Origin of the sequence: Paraburkholderia sp. MM6662-R1, from assembly GCF_050436245.1 — a bacterium.
Classification (GTDB): Bacteria; Pseudomonadota; Gammaproteobacteria; order Burkholderiales; family Burkholderiaceae; genus Paraburkholderia; species Paraburkholderia tuberum.
Map to the genome: position 1 here is coordinate 2,510,531 of NZ_JBNDLV010000001.1, position 16,712 is coordinate 2,527,242.

13 protein-coding genes are annotated in these 16,712 nt (G+C 61.0%); 6 read left to right on the forward strand and 7 right to left on the reverse strand.

The window, feature by feature from the left end; genetic code table 11:
* Positions 1-24: 24 nt before the first annotated feature.
* A complete protein-coding gene (eutC, locus tag OKW39_RS11825) occupies positions 25-816 on the reverse strand; it encodes an ethanolamine ammonia-lyase subunit EutC (protein WP_184060925.1) in 792 nt (263 codons plus the stop codon).
* A complete protein-coding gene (locus OKW39_RS11830) occupies positions 813-2,207 on the reverse strand; it encodes an ethanolamine ammonia-lyase subunit EutB (RefSeq protein ID WP_429562740.1) in 1,395 nt (464 codons plus the stop codon). Before OKW39_RS11830 ends, eutC begins: the two co-directional genes overlap by 4 nt.
* Before the next feature lie 322 nt (positions 2,208-2,529).
* Between OKW39_RS11830 and OKW39_RS11835 the strand changes: the two genes are divergently transcribed.
* Positions 2,530-3,411, forward strand: a complete 882-nt coding sequence (locus OKW39_RS11835; protein WP_429362624.1) for an AraC family transcriptional regulator — start codon at positions 2,530-2,532, stop codon at positions 3,409-3,411.
* 456 nt (positions 3,412-3,867) lie between these two features.
* Here the strand turns inward: OKW39_RS11835 and OKW39_RS11840 are convergent, their stop codons facing one another.
* The 4 genes from OKW39_RS11840 to dnaA form a co-directional block, all read right to left on the reverse strand.
* Positions 3,868-4,773, reverse strand: a complete 906-nt coding sequence (locus tag OKW39_RS11840; RefSeq protein WP_244145098.1) for a dienelactone hydrolase family protein — start codon at positions 4,771-4,773, stop codon at positions 3,868-3,870.
* Positions 4,774-5,350: 577 nt separating this feature from the next.
* Positions 5,351-7,822: a DNA topoisomerase (ATP-hydrolyzing) subunit B gene (gyrB, locus tag OKW39_RS11845; protein ID WP_090802282.1), complete on the reverse strand. Its 2,472-nt coding sequence runs from the start codon at positions 7,820-7,822 to the stop codon at positions 5,351-5,353.
* 114 nt (positions 7,823-7,936) lie between these two features.
* The gene (dnaN, locus tag OKW39_RS11850; RefSeq protein WP_429562741.1) at positions 7,937-9,040 is read right to left on the reverse strand and encodes a DNA polymerase III subunit beta; all 1,104 of its coding nucleotides are present in this window, start codon (positions 9,038-9,040) and stop codon (positions 7,937-7,939) included.
* 530 nt (positions 9,041-9,570) lie between these two features.
* A complete protein-coding gene (gene dnaA, locus OKW39_RS11855) occupies positions 9,571-11,169 on the reverse strand; it encodes a chromosomal replication initiator protein DnaA (RefSeq protein ID WP_221309137.1) in 1,599 nt (532 codons plus the stop codon).
* 384 nt (positions 11,170-11,553) lie between these two features.
* On the opposite strand from dnaA, the gene rpmH reads away from it, so the two are divergent.
* The 4 genes from rpmH to yidC all read left to right on the forward strand — a co-directional run bounded on the left by rpmH (position 11,554) and on the right by yidC (position 14,219).
* Entirely contained in the window at positions 11,554-11,688 is a 135-nt protein-coding gene (gene rpmH, locus OKW39_RS11860) for a 50S ribosomal protein L34 (RefSeq protein ID WP_004198824.1), read from the forward strand.
* A gap of 19 nt (positions 11,689-11,707) precedes the next feature.
* Complete coding sequence (locus OKW39_RS11865) at positions 11,708-12,187, forward strand: ribonuclease P protein component (RefSeq protein ID WP_429407888.1); 480 nt, start codon at positions 11,708-11,710, stop codon at positions 12,185-12,187.
* A 112-nt stretch (positions 12,188-12,299) separates the two neighbouring features.
* Positions 12,300-12,530, forward strand: a complete 231-nt coding sequence (yidD, locus tag OKW39_RS11870; RefSeq protein WP_167050029.1) for a membrane protein insertion efficiency factor YidD — start codon at positions 12,300-12,302, stop codon at positions 12,528-12,530.
* Positions 12,531-12,560: 30 nt separating this feature from the next.
* Positions 12,561-14,219, forward strand: a complete 1,659-nt coding sequence (gene yidC, locus OKW39_RS11875) for a membrane protein insertase YidC (protein ID WP_090802290.1) — start codon at positions 12,561-12,563, stop codon at positions 14,217-14,219.
* A 137-nt stretch (positions 14,220-14,356) separates the two neighbouring features.
* Here the strand turns inward: yidC and OKW39_RS11880 are convergent, their stop codons facing one another.
* Positions 14,357-14,764 carry a helix-turn-helix domain-containing protein gene (locus tag OKW39_RS11880; RefSeq protein ID WP_018418931.1) on the reverse strand — a complete coding sequence of 136 codons (408 nt, stop codon included), beginning with the start codon at positions 14,762-14,764 and terminating at the stop codon, positions 14,357-14,359.
* Positions 14,765-15,146: 382 nt separating this feature from the next.
* Between OKW39_RS11880 and mnmE the strand changes: the two genes are divergently transcribed.
* Positions 15,147-16,541 carry a tRNA uridine-5-carboxymethylaminomethyl(34) synthesis GTPase MnmE gene (gene mnmE / locus OKW39_RS11885; protein ID WP_090802291.1) on the forward strand — a complete coding sequence of 465 codons (1,395 nt, stop codon included), beginning with the start codon at positions 15,147-15,149 and terminating at the stop codon, positions 16,539-16,541.
* Positions 16,542-16,712 lie beyond the last annotated feature (171 nt).

Below are 16,712 nucleotides of genomic sequence, written 5' to 3' on the forward strand. Positions count from 1 at the left end.
CGTGAGGTTTGCGCTCGTTGCGTCCTACGCTGAACCGTCGTTCACGGCAGGATGCGTCGGAGCGCTGGCTAGCAGCTCATCGCTGTCGTCTTTCAAGCCCACCCCTGTCAGTCTCAGCTTCCTCGCCTGCGTGAGCAGATAGTGCAGCTTGTGCGCGGCCTGCGGATAGTCGAGGCCTTGCGGGCGCACGTTGGAAATGCAGTTGCGCTGGGCGTCGCTGCACCCCGTTTTCGGCGCGTACGTGACGTAGATGCCGAGGCTATCCGGCGAACTCAAACCCGGCCGCTCGCCGATCAGCATCACGACGATTTTCGCGTCGAGCAATTCGCCGATCTCGTCGCCGAGTGCGACGCGTGCCTGACGCGCGACCACTACGGGACCGATGGTCCAACCCGCGAGCTTTGGATGTATAGCTTGCAGCAACGGTACAGCCTGCTTCGATGCGGCGAACGCCGATAGACCATCGCCGATCACAAACAGCACATCGCTTGATTGCGATGGCAGTCGGGCAAGCGTCGCGCGACTCTCCTCCGACAGACGCCGCCCAAGATCAGGGCGCCGCAAATAATGCTCGCGATCCGGCGCGGCGCTATGCACGTCAAGCGTGTTGAAACCTTGCGCGCGCAGTTGTGCGTGCAGCGGGTCCACGTCGAGCGGATGGTGCACGGCGTCGCGCGCCTGCGCATGCGCGAGATTGAACGCGAGCAATGGCGCGGTCGGCAGGCTGTTGCCCGCGCGGCCCAACGCGATGCGTGCCTGCGTAAACCGACGCAGTGCGCTCCACGGGTCCTTGTCGAGTGCGTCGTTCTCGCTCATGCAATCCCCATCCAGTCGCGCGCACCTTCGAGCAGCGGTTGCCGCGCCGATGGGCCGATCAACGCGCCGCGTGCGTCGATGATCTGCATCGACTCCAGCCATTCCTCGAATTCCGGCGCGCGGCGCAAACCGAGCACGTCGCGCACGTACAGCGCGTCGTGAAAGGATGTGCTCTGATAGTTGAGCATGACGTCGTCCGCGCCAGGTACGCCCATGATGAAATTGATGCCCGCTACGCCGAGCAGCGTCAGCAGATTGTCCATGTCGTCCTGGTCCGCTTCGGCGTGGTTCGTGTAGCAGATGTCGCAACCCATCGGCACGCCGAGCAGCTTGCCGCAGAAGTGATCCTCGAGACCCGCGCGCGTGATCTGTTTGCCATCGTACAAATACTCGGGGCCGATGAACCCGACTACCGTGTTCACCAGAAACGGCCTGAACTTGCGCGCGACCGCATAGGCGCGCGCCTCGCAGGTCTGCTGGTCAACGCCGAAATGCGCATCCGCCGACAACGCGCTGCCCTGCCCCGTTTCGAAGTACATCAGATTGCTGCCGACGGTGCCGCGTTGGAGCGACAGCCCCGCCTCGTACGCTTCCTGCAGCAGCGCGAGCGAAATGCCAAAGCTCGCGTTCGCTTTTTCGGTACCGGCGATCGACTGGAATACGAGATCGACCGGCGCGCCTTTTTCCATCGCGGCGATCGTGCTCGTCACGTGCGTGAGTACGCACGACTGCGTCGGTACCTGATAGCGCTGGCGGAAGTCGTCGATCATCTGCAGCAGCTTCGTGATCGCGGCGAGGTTGTCGCTCGCGGGGTTGATGCCGATCAGCGCGTCGCCGCAGCCGTACATCAGGCCGTCGAGCATCGAGGCGGCGATGCCTTTGACGTCGTCGGTTGGATGGTTCGGTTGCAGGCGTACGGACATGCGGCCCGGTAAACCGACCGTGTTGCGAAAGCGTGTGATGACCGGGCGTTTACGGGCGGCGGTGATCAGGTCCTGGTTGCGCATCAGCTTTGAGACGGCGGCGACCATTTCTGGTGTTAGGCCCTCGGTGATGCGGGTGAGTGCGTCGGTGTCGGTTGTGGTGCTGAGTAGCCAATTGCGGAAGTCGCCTACCGTCAGATGCGAGATTTCGGCGAAGGCTGCTGGCGAGTGATCGTCGATGATCAGGCGGGTGACTTCGTCGGTTTCGTAGGGGATCAGCGGTTCGTTCAGGAACGTGCGTAGCGGCACCTCGGCGAGCGCCATTTTGGCGGCGACCCGCTCTTCTTCGCTCGCTGCCGCGATGCTTGCGAGCTGGTCGCCCGAGCGTTGCGGGCTCGCTTTCGCGAGCAGGGTCTTCAGGTCGGCGAAGCGGTACGTGCGACTGCCGATCGACTCGGTGTAGCTCATGTTTGCGGCTCCATCGCCTCGCGAACGCGGGTAGGAATGGGAACGGCGGTTACATGCTGCAGGTTGCTTGCTGCTGGTGCTGGTGCTGGTGCCGCTCACTACACGATAGCGCCAAACGGCGGCAGCGTCACGTTGCGGAGATTGGGGCTGTTTGCCGATGCTGTGTTTGGCGCTCCTGCTCGCGTCCACGGGGCGCGGTCAACAGGCGCTCAATCGCCTTTGTGCGCACCACTTGAAATCCGCAGGATTTGGTAAACGGCCGACACTCGCTGACGTGATACTTTGTTCGCATCCTCTCGCGCCAATTTTCTGCGGTCCAGTCATGAACGAATCAGACCATCGGGCTCGATACGAGACGCGACTCGCACGCGTGCTCGACCATATCTACGATCACCTCGACGAACCGCTCGATATAGGACGGCTTGCGGAGATTGCGTGTCTGTCGCCGTATCACTGGCACCGGATTTATCAGGCGATGTATGGCGAGACGGTCGCGACGACCGTGCGGCGTTTACGGTTGCATCGCGCAGCGGGTTTTCTTGCGAGTAGTTCGATGCCGATTGCTCAGATTGCCGAGCGTTCGGGGTATAGCAGTTTGCAGTCTTTTTCGCGGACGTTTCGCGCGGTGTTTGGTGTGCCGCCGGCGCAGTATCGCAGGCAAGGCACGCATAGCCGGTTTCGTCCGGCGCTTTCAGGAGACGATCAGATGACGATGATTCGTGAGGTCGTGATTCGCTATGTGGAGCCGATGGAAATTTTGTCGGTCGATCATGTCGGACCTTATATGCAGATCGGAAAGGCTTTTGATGCTTTGTTGGGGTGGCTTGCGAAACATAATCTGCTGGAGGCGCAGATGCGGATGATCGGGGTTTACTTCGATGATCCGGGAGTGGTCGAGGAGAAGGCGTTGCGGTCGAAGGCGGCTGTGTTGTTGCCGGGGCCTGTGATGGCTGAAGTGGCTTCGGCTGTTGGGATGGGTGGGGCGGTTTCTGCCACGCGTATACGCGGTGGGGAATATGCGGTGTTGCGGCATGTGGGGCCGTATAGCGATATGCGAGCGGCTTATGAGTGGTTGTATGGGACCTGGCTCGTGCAGTCTGGGAGGGAGGCAGCGGATGCGCCGGTGTTTGAGGAGTATTTGAACAGTCCCAAGGAGACTGCGCCTGCGGAGTTGGTTACGGAGATTTGTTTGCCGTTGGGGTGAGGTGTGGGTGGCTGGGTTGGTGCTCGCTGGTTCTGCGTCCTGCGTTGTTGCTGTCGTTATGTGCGTATACGTTGCGCGTGTTTCGGCGTGCTTCTCCGGTTTTTATAGTCTTTGTATATGTATACGTAGTAATAGTTAACAAGTGGGGCGTTCGGCTGTGGATAACGTGGAAGTTCGTTTACGGATCAACGCGCTGCAGAATCGATAACCCTTGGGAGCGCGGGCGGACAGGTTAACGGAGCCAGGGAAAAGTTTTAGCCGACCGGTTAACGCGGCGCATTTATCAAGGTTTCGCCCACAATGTGTTCGGCTGTTTCTACAAAAGTTTTCCAAAGGGGGATGTGGATAAGTGGCCTCGGGTGGAAGGCCATTTTTTGAAGATCTCGCAGAAAGCAAATCTCCGCGCGTTTTACGTAACAGCCCAAAGCAATGCTGTTCCCGCCAGTCTCGACGGAATCACGGGGCACGTGTCGGTGTCGGCTTAAGCGTAGTGGTAACCAGGTTGGCTATTGCCTTCTTCGTTTGCTCCGTCGCGCTCTCGTCGTACCCGATTGTCACGCCCCGTTCGACACAGGGGTCCGCATATGAGAACGGCAGGTTGCTTCTGACGTTAAGCAAATGTCCCGCACTGTGTTCTTCCCATGCACAATTGCGCACTGTTTGCGCTTTCGGCAGGGAGGTTGGATGTGCGAAGGCGCGCGCATCGAAAATATGATTAACCCCGGCAAACTCGGTCAGCTCTACGTCCGCCCCCTTGGCTTTCAGCCGTTCCACATAGGCCTTGCAAGGCGCGACCGGGTCATAGTTGTCTGCGCTTCCATGGAATATGCGAATGGGAGCCTTTGATACGTTGTCGTCATCGAGGTAGTGGGCACTGCAGTCTGGGTAAAGCGGAACATAGGCTGCAAATCCTGGACTCGACGCATCGGCATGCGCTTTCTGGAAGCGCACCATGCTCGCGTAGAGCGTGTCTTGCCCTCCACGGGAAAAGCCCATTAGCATCACGCGGCTCGCGTCGACATGAGGGTTTTTGGAAATAAGGCTGAGCGCGCGATACGCGTCTTCTGTCTGGGCGAGTCTGCCAAGCTGACTCTGGTCATTGATTGTGTTTTCTATGCCTCGGCTCGTGAAACTGTCGACAACGAAAGTGGCAACGCCCAAGGACAGGAACCACTGCTCCCAGTCCGCTATCTGGCCGCCGATACCCCCAGACGGGTGCAGCAGTATGACGGCGGGCAGCCTGTCGGTCCCGGGTCGAGGCAGCCGCAATTCACCGGCTATCGTCACGCGCTTGCCGTCTTCGCTTCCGGCCAGAAATTGCTCGTCTGTGAGCGTCATCGACTCGAATGGAATGACTTCCATTCGCGCCACCTGCGCGTAGGGGACGCGCGGAATGCAAAGGAGCACAAGGACTAGCAAAAGGAACGGCAAGCCTCTCACACTTGCGAACATGGCCGTCTCCCATGAGTACGGACAGAGTTATTTATGCAGCGTTATAGGCGGTCCGGGCAGGAATGCAATGCAAATGACAGAATTGTCGTGATACGACAGACAGTGACGGCAGACGGCAGACGGCAGACGGCAGACGGCAGACGGCAGGCACTTTATCGATTCGCCGGGTCGCGCATGTCCAGAAAGTCGAGGATTCGAGTCGCTTTAGCCGTCCGGAACCGCCGAGCGCGGTCGACGCGCGAGCGTAGCGCCCATTTCACTTCGCCGCCCCCAGGTTGATTCCTGAACGGGAGAGGAGCAAAAACTCGAAGAAAGCCACCAACAGCTGTTTGGCCTGAATGTCGACTCCGCGAGCAGGAAGAAAAGCTCAAGCAGTATCAGCACGTCGACGTATTGTTCATCAGCCTGACTATTAATAAAAAGACCCATAAGTTTCTCAACTTACGGGCCCGTTTTTCTCAGGTTATGCGTCTACCTACATACACCCTCAAACGTCGATATTCCCCGCCCTCAACGCATTCGACTCAATAAAAGCCCTGCGCGGCTCCACATCATCCCCCATGAGCGTAGTAAAGATGCCATCAGCAGCAATAGCATCCTCGATCTGCACCCGAAGAAGACGCCGCACCGCAGGATCCATAGTCGTCTCCCAAAGCTGCTCCGGATTCATCTCCCCGAGGCCTTTATAGCGCTGCTTGGACATATTCCTCTCAGCATCAGCCAGCAGCCACTTCATCGCACTCTTAAAGTCGGTGACAGCCATACTCCGCTCCCCACGCTTGATCACAGCGCCAGAGCCAATCAACCCCTTGAACGTATTAGCGGTCGTCACAAGCTGCTGATAATCCGCAGTCAACTGAAACTCTTCATCGATCACAGAAATCTTCTGATTCCCATGATGCGTCCGCGCGACGCGCAGCGAGCGCAGCTCCCGCACCGGGTCATACATCGTCGTAACGCGCACTTCCGGCTTCAGCGCATCATCCCGCAGCTTCGCCTCAAGCGCGCGAGCCGAAGCTTCGGCCGCCTGCTCGCTGGAGAGGTCGATAACGACGCCATCCATCACCGCCTCGAGCGCACCAGCGTCATACAGCCGGCTCAACCGGTCAACCACTGCCTGCGCCAACAGATAAGCCCGAGCCAACTCACCCAACGCATCCCCGGTAATCGGAGTCGCACCTTCAGAAGCCACCAACTCCGACCCCTGCAACGCGAGCCGAAGAATATGAGCGTTGACTTCCGACTCATCCTTCAGATACCGCTCATCCTTCCCCGCCTTGATCTTGTAAAGCGGCGGCTGCGCGATATAGATATACCCGCGCTCGATCATCTCCGGCATCTGCCGATAGAAGAACGTCAACAACAGCGTCCGGATGTGCGCGCCATCGACGTCAGCATCGGTCATGATGATGATGCGGTGATAGCGCAGCTTGTCGAGGTTGTAATCTTCCTTGCCGATCCCGCAGCCAAGCGCGGTAATCAGCGTAACGATCTGCTCGGAAGAAAGCAGCTTGTCGTAGCGCGCCTTCTCGACGTTCAGCACCTTGCCGCGCAGCGGCAAGATAGCCTGAAACTTCCGATCACGCCCCTGCTTCGCCGACCCACCCGCCGAGTCACCCTCGACGATATAAATCTCCGACTTCGCCGGATCCTTCTCCTGGCAATCGGCGAGCTTGCCGGGCAAACCGACGCCATCGAGCACGCCCTTACGGCGCGTCATCTCACGCGCCTTGCGCGCCGCGTCGCGCGCACGCGCCGCATCGACGATCTTGCCGCAGATGATCTTCGCGTCGCCGGGCGTCTCGAGCAGGAATTCCTCGAGCGCCTTTGCGACCACTTCTTCCACCGGCGCGCGCACTTCCGACGACACCAGCTTGTCCTTCGTCTGCGAGCTGAACTTCGGCTCCGGCACCTTCACCGACAGCACGCACGACAGCCCTTCACGCATGTCATCGCCCGACGTTTCGACCTTCGCCTTCTTCGCGACTTCGTGATCGGCGATGTACTTGTTCAGCACGCGCGTCATCGCCGCACGCAGACCGGTAAGGTGCGTGCCGCCATCGCGCTGCGGAATGTTGTTCGTGAAGCACAGCACGTTTTCGTTATAGCTGTCGTTCCACTGCATCGCCACTTCGACGCCCACACCATCCTTCTCGCCGATGATGTGGAAGATGTTCGGGTGCAGCACGGACTTGTTCTTGTTGATGTACTCGACAAAACCCTTCACGCCGCCGACGAACGCGAAATCCTCTTCCTTACCCGAGCGCTGATCCACCAATCGAATCCGCACGCCGTTATTGAGGAACGAAAGCTCACGAATCCGCTTCGCGAGAATGTCGTAGTGGTATTCAACATTGCCGAAAATCTTTTCATCGGCCATGAAATGCACTTCGGTGCCGCGGTTTTCGGTGTCGCCGATCACCTGTATCGGCGACGTGGTCACGCCGTCGATCTCTTCGAGCACGCGGTTCTGCGGCACACCACGGTGGAATTCCATGAAGTGCTTCTTGCCGTCGCGGCGCACGGTGAGGCGCAACCACGCCGACAGCGCGTTCACGCACGACACGCCCACGCCGTGCAGGCCGCCCGACACCTTGTAGCTGTTCTGGTCGAACTTGCCGCCGGCGTGCAGCTCGGTCATCACGATTTCGGCGGCGCTGCGCTTCGGATCGTGCTTGTCGTCCATCTTCAGGCCGGTCGGCACGCCGCGGCCGTTGTCGGTGATCGAGATCGAGTTGTCCGCGTGGATGATCACCTGGATGTCGTTGCAATGCCCGGCGAGCGCTTCGTCGATCGAGTTGTCGAGCACTTCGAACACGAGGTGGTGCAAACCGGTGCCATCCGATGTATCCCCGATGTACATCCCAGGCCGCTTGCGCACGGCTTCCAGACCTTCGAGGATCTGGATGGACGAGGCGCCGTAGCTGTTATCGGGCTGCGTATTGTTCGTTTCAGTCATGGATTTTTTCCGGTTCTGCGTTACTGCAAGGTTGCTGCTCTGGACTTTTCAAAACGCCATAAAAACGCCAAAGGGGCGCTGCGCCCCTTGGTGTTCTTCTTGATGTTGGACGCGTCAGATGCGCATCGGCATCACCACGTACTTGAATTCGTCGTTCTCGGGAATCGTGATCAACGCGCTGGAGCTGGCATCACCCAGGCTCACCTGCAGCATGTCGACCTTCAAATTCGCGAGCACGTCGAGCAGATACGTGACGTTGAACCCGATATCGACGCTGTCGCCGTCGTATGCGATTTCCAGTTCTTCCTGCGCCTCTTCCTGATCGGCGTTGGTCGACATGATCTTCAACTGGCCCGGCTCGACGATGCAGCGCACGCCCTTGAACTTATCCGACGTCAGAATCGCCGCGCGTTGCAGCGAACGCTGCAGTTCTTCGCGGCCAATCTGGAATTTGTTCTTGTGCGACTTCGGAATCACGCGCTGGAAGTCGGGGAACTTGCCTTCCACGAGCTTCGACACGAGTTCAACCTGACCGAACGTGAACTTGACCTGCGTCTGCGCGATGTCGATCTTCAGCGTGTCGTCGATGTCTTCGAGCAGGCGCTGCAGTTCGAGAATCGTCTTGCGCGGAATGATCACTTCGTGGCGCGCGAAGGAGCCCTCGATCTTCATCGACGAGAACGCGAGACGGTGACCGTCGGTCGCGACCGCCATCAGCTGATCGCCGTCCACCACCAGCAGCATGCCGTTCAGGTAGTAGCGGATGTCCTGCTGGGCCATCGAGAAATGGACCATGCCGAGCAACTGGCGGAACGTCTTTTGAGGAACCACCAGGCTCGCGCCGTAGTCTTTGGCGTGAGCGACGGTCGGGAATTCGTCCGCGGCGAGCGTCTGCAGCGCAAAGCGGCTCTTGCCGGATTGCACGGTCAGACGCTTGTCGTTCAGCGTCAGCGTGACCTGGCCGTCAGGCATCGCGCGCAGAATGTCGAGGAGCTTGCGCGCTGCCACCGTGGTCGCGACCGAATCGCCGCCCACGCCGAAATCGGCGCGCGTGGTGATCTGCAACTCCAGGTCGGTCGACAGGAACGATACGTCAGGACCGTTCTTGGTGATCAGCAAATTGGCGAGGATCGGCAACGTATGGCGGCGTTCGACGATGCCGCTCACGGTTTGCAGCGGCCTGAGGAGGTTGTCGCGTTCGGTCTTGACCAGTTGCATAGGGTTCCTTCGTTGGTATAACGGCCTGCACGCCTTACGGGACAAGCGTTTCAGCGCGCAGCCACGGCTCCCCGCCGGCGCCCTGAAAAGCGCCCGACACGGCGTGAAATCCGCCCGTCGCCGCCGGGCGGTTAAACCTGTATTGTGCCTGAAAACGGGACCGCCTCACTAAAATGGGGGCGAGTTCGGGAATAAACAGGTCGATTTTGTAGGGCGTGGTCCGGGCTGCCGCCGACTTGTCGCGCCGCTGCGCGGCGCTACCGGTTCGCAGGCTCGTTGTTCCGCCACTTCTGGCCGGTTGCGCCGCAAATTCGTCACGGGTTTGCCGCGCCTTTTACGTCGCTTCTGCCCGCTTACCGTCGCGTTCCTTGTCATTTCCCGTTCGGACCCGACAGCGCCGCCGGGTTGTGAGTCCCCTGCCCGTTTCTCGATTTACAGCGTTTTCGCGGCCTCATTCAAACCACTGCGTAGCCGCTTCCAGCGTTTCCTGCCGCCGACGTCCGTTTCACGGTCGCGTGCGGCCAGCCCGTTTAGCCCTTCAGCGTCTGCTCCAGCACGTGCAGTTCGTGATTCAGCTGCGCGTCCTTGCTGCGCTCGTCGGCGATCTTGCGCACCGCGTGCAGCACCGTCGTGTGGTCACGCCCGCCGAAAAGCTCGCCGATTTCCGGCAGACTCTTCTGCGTCAATTCCTTCGCCAGGTACATCGCGATCTGCCGCGGCCGCGCGATGTTCGCCGGACGCTTCTTCGAATACATGTCCGCGACCTTGATGCTGTAGAAGTCGGCGACCGTTTTCTGGATGTTTTCCACCGAAATCTGCCGGTTCTGCACCGTCAGCAGGTCTTTCAGCGCTTCCTTGGTCAGTTCGATCGTGATTTCGCGGCCGTGGAACTTCGAATACGCGAGGATCTTGCGCAGCGCGCCCTCGAGCTCGCGCACGTTCGAGCGGAGATGCTTCGCGACGAAGAACGCGACATCCTCATTCAGGCTCACGAACTCCGATTGCGCCTTGCGCATCAGAATCGCGACGCGCATTTCGAGTTCGGGCGGCTCGATCGCCACCGTCAGGCCGGAGTCGAAGCGCGAGATCAGGCGATCGTCGATACCCGAGATTTCCTTCGGATACGTATCGCTCGTGATGATCACTTGCGCCTTGTTGGCGACCAGCGCCTCAAAAGCGTAGAAGAATTCCTCCTGCGTGCGCGACTTGCCCGAGAAGAACTGAATATCGTCGATCAGCAGTAGGTCGAGCGAGTGGTAGTAGCGCTTGAAGTCGTCGAACGCCTTGCGCTGGTACGCCTTCACGACATCGGACACGTACTGTTCCGCATGGATGTAGCGAATCCGCGCGCCGGGTTTGTCCATCAGCAACTGATTTCCAATAGCATGGATCAGGTGTGTCTTGCCGAGGCCCACGCCACCGTACAGGAACAGCGGGTTATACGAAATGCCGGGGTTGTCGGCGACCTGGATCGCCGCGGCGCGCGCGAGCTGATTCGCCTTACCGGTCACGAAGTTGTCGAAGGTCAGCACGGGGTTCAGCTTCGAGCGCTCGTACATCGAGTCGCTCTCGCTGGATGCCGTCGCGCCCACGCCTTGGCCTGGGCGCCACGTGCGACGTCCGGCGGCGGCTTCGTTCGCGTCCAGGCTCGGCAGATCGAGGTCTGCGACGTCTTCGGCGGCGCTGCGCGAATTAGCGTTTTGCGCTGCGAGCGCCGCAGCCGCGGCTGCGGGATTCGCGCGCGCGGCATGCGCGGCGTGCACGGCGCCGACAGCCGCATCGACGGCCGCGACGCCGCCGGCATTACCGCCCTGCGGCGCGGCCGAAGCCGGGCGTGCCGACGACGGAGCCGGCGCCGCGGCCGTTGGGCTACGCATGCCTGCCTTCGGATCCAATACGAATTGCACGTCCACCGGCGCATGCCAGAAATCGCGGGCCATATCCGCGATGCGGCCGGAGAACTGGCTCTTGACCCAGTCGAGCTTGAAGCGGTTCGGCGCGGCAATGCTCAACGTGTTCGCATCGGCGTCGAAGGCGACCGGGGCCAAGGGTTTGATCCACGTCACGTACTGCTGGGGCGTAAGCTCACGCTCCAGCAATGCGGAACAGTGTTGCCAGAATTCGTTCATCAAGTTGCTATCGTTATGGTGTGCACGGCTGTCGCCGCTGCCCCTGTCGCGCACGCGCAACAAGGCCCTGAGCAGCCAGGCGTAACAGCCCCAGGCGCCTGTGCCACAAGGGTCTGCGGGACAAGCGTGCCGGAGCGGCGTGCAACATTTTTGGGAAGTAAGGCGAGATTCTAACGCCAAAACGAACCCGAAAGTGAGTTATCCACAGGGACCGATCGCTTGGTCCGGCAACCCCCGGCTGCGCCAGACGACGGCTAAACTATTGACGGCCAACGGAAAACCAGTTTAAATAGTGGGTTCCGCGAAAACCAAATTTCAGTAAACCACCGGCCATTGCGCTTTCAGCGATGATCGCGCGGTTTTTTTCGATCAAGTGAGAGCAACATGAAACGTACTTACCAACCTTCCGTTACCCGTCGCAAGCGCACCCATGGCTTCCGCGTTCGCATGAAGACCGCTGGCGGCCGCAAGGTCATCAACGCACGTCGCGCGAAGGGCCGCAAGCGCCTCGCGATCTAAGGCAAGCGGATTGCGCGCTGTGACCGAAACCCGCGGCGAAGCGGGAGCGGCCGGGGCGCAGCAACCGGGCTCGGTTCCGTTGCGAGCGCAAGCCGCCTTCCCCAAAGCCGCAAGGCTGCTAAAAACGGATGAATTTTCATCCGTTTTTCGTTTGCGGCCGTGGCGCCGTACCGCACACTTTGTCGTGTACGGCCGGCCCACCGGCAACGAGGCGCGTCTTGGCCTCGTGATCGGTAAGAAGTATGCGCCGCGCGCGGCCACGCGGAATCTGGTGCGCCGGATCGCGCGCGAAGCCTTCCGGCTGCGTCGCGCGGAATTCGGCGGTTGGGATGTGCTGCTGCGTCTACACACGCGTTTCGACAAAAAAGCTTTGCCGAGCGCGTCGTCGCCGCCGTTGAAGGCGCTGTGCCGCAGCGAAATCGAGGCGCTGCTCGACAAGGCAGCGCGCGAAATTACCCGTCGTCAGGCGCCGCCCGCGGAGGCGCCCAAGACGGAATGACGCAGTGACCGCCCGCACCATGGTCGCCGCAATGGGCGTTGCGCCGGCAGCTTCAGAGCGCGGGCGTCGTCCTGTACTTCACGTTGCCCGGCGCCGTACGGCCGCACCTGCCATGCAAACGGTACTCTTCGCTTTATTGCGCTTTTACAAGCTTGCCGTGAGCCCCATGCTCGGCAACCGGTGCCGTTTTTACCCTTCCTGCTCTGATTACGCGCGCGAGGCAATCCAGTATCATGGCGCCGCGCGCGGGACTTATCTCGCCGTGAGGCGTGTTTGCCGCTGCCACCCGTTTTCCGCGGGCGGCATCGATCTCGTCCCGCCACCCACTTCTGAAAAGCGCTGACGCGCCGTTCCATCGACACTGAGACAACGCATGGATATCAAACGCACCGTCCTATGGGTCATCTTTTTCATGTCAGCTGTCATGCTGTTCGACAACTGGCAACGCGACCACGGACGCCCGTCGATGTTCTTCCCGAGCACGACGCCGACCCAGACCGCCGGCAGCGCCGCGCCGGGCACCACGACACCGGGCACCCAGCAAGCCGATCTGGCGACAACCAACGCGGCCGCGCCGGGCAACGCGCCAGCGGCCGAACAATCGCAGCTCGTGAAGTTCGGCACCGACGTCTATAGCGGCGAAATCGACACCCGCGGTGCCACCTTGTCGCGCCTGTCGCTCGTCAAGCAGGGCGACGGCAAGCAGCCGGATCTCGTGATCACGCTGTTCGACAAAACGAACAATCACACGTATCTGGCGCGCACTGGCCTGCTCGGCGGTGACTTCCCGAATCACAACGACATCTTTACGCTGATGCCGAATCAGCCGACCCATCTGGCCGACGGCGAGAACTCGTTCCAGATGAGCTTCGAGTCGCCGGAAAAGGGCGGCCTCCGGGTCATCAAGACGTATACGTTCACGCGCGGCAGCTACGTGATCGGCGTCGAGACGAAGGTCCAGAACGTCGGCACCACGCCGGTGACGCCGCAGCTCTATATGGAACTCGTGCGCGACGACCAGCCGGTCGAAACGCCGCGCTTCTCGCACACGTTCATCGGACCGGCTGTCTACACGAACGAGCATCACTTCCAGAAGATGACGTTCAGCGATCTCGACAAGAACAAGCAAAACTTCGCGACGTCGGCCAACGACGGCTGGGTCGCGATGGTCCAGCACTACTTCGCGTCGGCCTGGATTCCGCAGGAAGGCGTGAAGCGCGAGTTCTACGCCGAGAAGATCGATCCGTCGCTGTATCGCGTCGGCATGAAGGAGGCGATGCCGACCATCCAGCCGGGCCAGACCGTCAGCGTGTCCGCGCGTCTGTTCGCCGGTCCGGAAGAAGAAAAGATGCTCGCAGGTATCGCGCCGGGTCTCGATCTGGTAAAGGACTACGGCTGGGTCACGATCATCGCGAAGCCGCTGTTCTGGCTGCTGTCGAAGATCCACGGCTATGTCGGCAACTGGGGCTGGTCGATCGTGCTGCTCACGGTGCTGATCAAGGCGGTGTTCTTCCCGCTGTCGGCCGCGAGCTACAAGTCGATGGCGCGCATGAAGGCGATCACGCCGCGCATGCAGGCGCTGCGCGAGCGTTTCAAGGGCGATCCGCAGAAGATGAACGCGGCGCTGATGGAGCTGTACAAGACCGAGAAGGTCAATCCGTTCGGCGGCTGTCTGCCGGTCGTGATCCAGATCCCGGTGTTCATCTCGCTGTACTGGGTGTTGCTGTCGTCGGTGGAAATGCGCGGCGCGCCGTGGATTCTATGGATCCATGATCTGTCACAGCAGGACCCGTACTTCATCCTGCCGATCCTGATGGCCGTGTCGATGTTCTTGCAGACCCGCTTGAACCCGACGCCGCCGGACCCAGTCCAGGCGAAGATGATGATGTTCATGCCGATCGCGTTCTCGGTGATGTTCTTCTTCTTCCCCGCAGGTCTCGTGTTGTACTACGTCGTGAACAACGTGCTGTCGATCGCGCAGCAGTACTACATCACGCGGATGATGGGCAGCTCGAAGGCGAAGCCGGCCTGAGGTTCCGTCCGGTGGCAGCCCGCAGGGCCGCCGTGACGCAAGCTCAAAACGAAAAGCCGCCCGGTGCGAACCGGGCGGCTTTTTTTATGGTGCGGTTGAAGGAAATGCGGCGGGCGGCTGCGCTTGAGTTTCGTCGTTCACTCTTCGTCGGAATCTTCGCCGTAAAAACGCACGATCATTTCCTCGACCAGATTCCGGTCCTTCGGGGTCAACGATGCGATCTTCGAAGCGAGTTCGATCGTTTCGGGTGTCGGCGGATATTTTTCGCCACGTGCCATCGGTCGTGCGCTGGCGCCGGGCGGTGGTCCGTAATGGAGCCAGTGCTCCTTGACGTTCAACCATTCGGCGAGCGTGCGCAACTTGTCCGGCTTCGGGATCGTCGTGCCCGTCAGCCATTTGTGTGCGGTCTGGGGCGTCACGGGCCGCTCGCCGTAATAGCGAAGATTGAATTGCTCGGCGAGTTTGGTCCCACCGCGGATTTTCAGCGGCTCGAGCAGATCCTTCAGCCTCTTGGCGAAGGCGGCTTTTTCTTTGTCGGTCGGCATGGGCCAGATTGTGCAATTCGGAGTTCAGCCAGTTGACAACCGATCAAGCTTTGTTTTCTCTTATTTGAGATAGTTTTAGCTTGTAGCGCGCGCCCCGTAACGCGTTGCACGAATTTGATTTTTTTCATCTCTCGATTGCCAGGCTTGGCTTTGCCTGAACCACAGTTCCTGCCGAGTCTCAACAATTCCTAAGTAGCGCGGTAACAATCCTAGCTTAATTGAGATAAATCTGAGTTGTTCAAACGATAGGGGCGAACGGGCGCGTCATCCGCTTCGCGTCCTTGTCGCCAGCCCTTCCGTGCGAGGCGCGCGCGTTACAATGCCTCGCGCCGGCTCGACCGACGCGGCCCTGCTCCTCCCCTCCCGTTTCAGCCGACTTCACATGCTCACGACCGACTCCGATCCCATCGTTGCCATTGCTACCGCGCCCGGCCGGGGAGGCATCGGCGTCGTGCGGATTTCGTTCGGCCGCGCTGGCGCGGCGGCGGCCCAGCCGTTGATGCAGGCCCTCACCGGCCAGACGCTCGCGGCGCGTCACGCGAGCTACGTGCCGTTTCTCGACGCGAGCGGCAATCCGCTCGATCGCGGCATCGCGCTGTACTTTCCGGCGCCGCACTCGTACACCGGCGAGCACGTGCTTGAACTGCAAGGCCATGGCGGCCCGGTCGTGCTGCAATTGGTCCTGCAGCGCTGCATCGACGCCGGCCGCGCGTTCGGTCTACGGCTCGCCGAGCCCGGCGAATTCACGCGTCGCGCGTTTCTGAACGACAAGCTCGACCTCGCGCAGGCCGAGGCCGTCGCCGATCTGATCGAGGCAAGCACCGAGGCCGCCGCGCGTTCGGCCGGCCGCTCGCTCGACGGCGCGTTCTCGCGCGACATCCACGCGCTAGTCGAAGAGGTGATCACGCTGCGGATGCTGGTCGAAGCGACGCTCGACTTCCCGGAAGAGGAAATCGACTTCCTCGAAGCCGCCGACGCGCGCGGCAAGCTCGTGCGCATACGCGAGCGTCTCGCGCACGTGCTGAGCGAGGCGCGCCAGGGCGCGTTGCTGCGCGAAGGTTTGTCGGTCGTGCTGGCGGGGCAGCCGAACGTCGGCAAGTCGTCGTTGCTGAATGCGCTCGCCGGCGCCGAACTCGCGATCGTCACGCCGATCGCCGGCACGACGCGCGACAAGGTCGCGCAGACGATCCAGATCGAAGGCATCCCGCTGCACGTGATCGACACGGCCGGCCTGCGCGAGACCGAGGACGAGGTCGAGAAGATCGGCATCGAGCGCACGTGGGGCGAGATCGAGCGCGCGGACGTGGTGCTGCATCTGCTCGACGCGCGCGCCGGAATGACGGCCGGCGACGAAACGATCGCCGGACGCTTTCCGCGCGGCGTGCCCGTCGTCCGCGTGCTGAACAAGACCGACCTGACAGGGCTCGCGCCCGCGACGCAGGCGCTCGACGCCGACCTCGAACTTAGCGAGGTGCGGCTGTCGGCGAAGAAGGGTGACGGCGTCGCGCTGCTGCGCGACGAACTGCTGCGGATTGCCGGCTGGCAGGCGGGCGCGGAGAGCGTCTATCTCGCGCGCGAGCGGCACCTGATCGCGTTGCGCGCGGCCGACGAGCATCTGGCGACCGCCGCCGTGCATGCGGAGCAGAACGCGCAGGCGCTCGATCTGTTCGCCGAGGAATTGCGGCTCGCGCAGGATCAACTGAACTCGATCACCGGTGAGTTCAGTTCGGACGATCTGCTCGGCGTGATTTTCAGCCGATTCTGTATCGGCAAGTAACGCCGAACTTGTGCGTCGCCGCAATGCGGCCGTCATATAGGCTCTCTCGGCCGAATCGGCGCCGCTGCCGCACACGCGAAAATCGCACTCCGTCGGCCAAAAAGCCACCGGATTTTTGGTACACAACCGTGCAAAGGTTTAGAATCCAGCTGTCCGAGCCTAAACGTACAG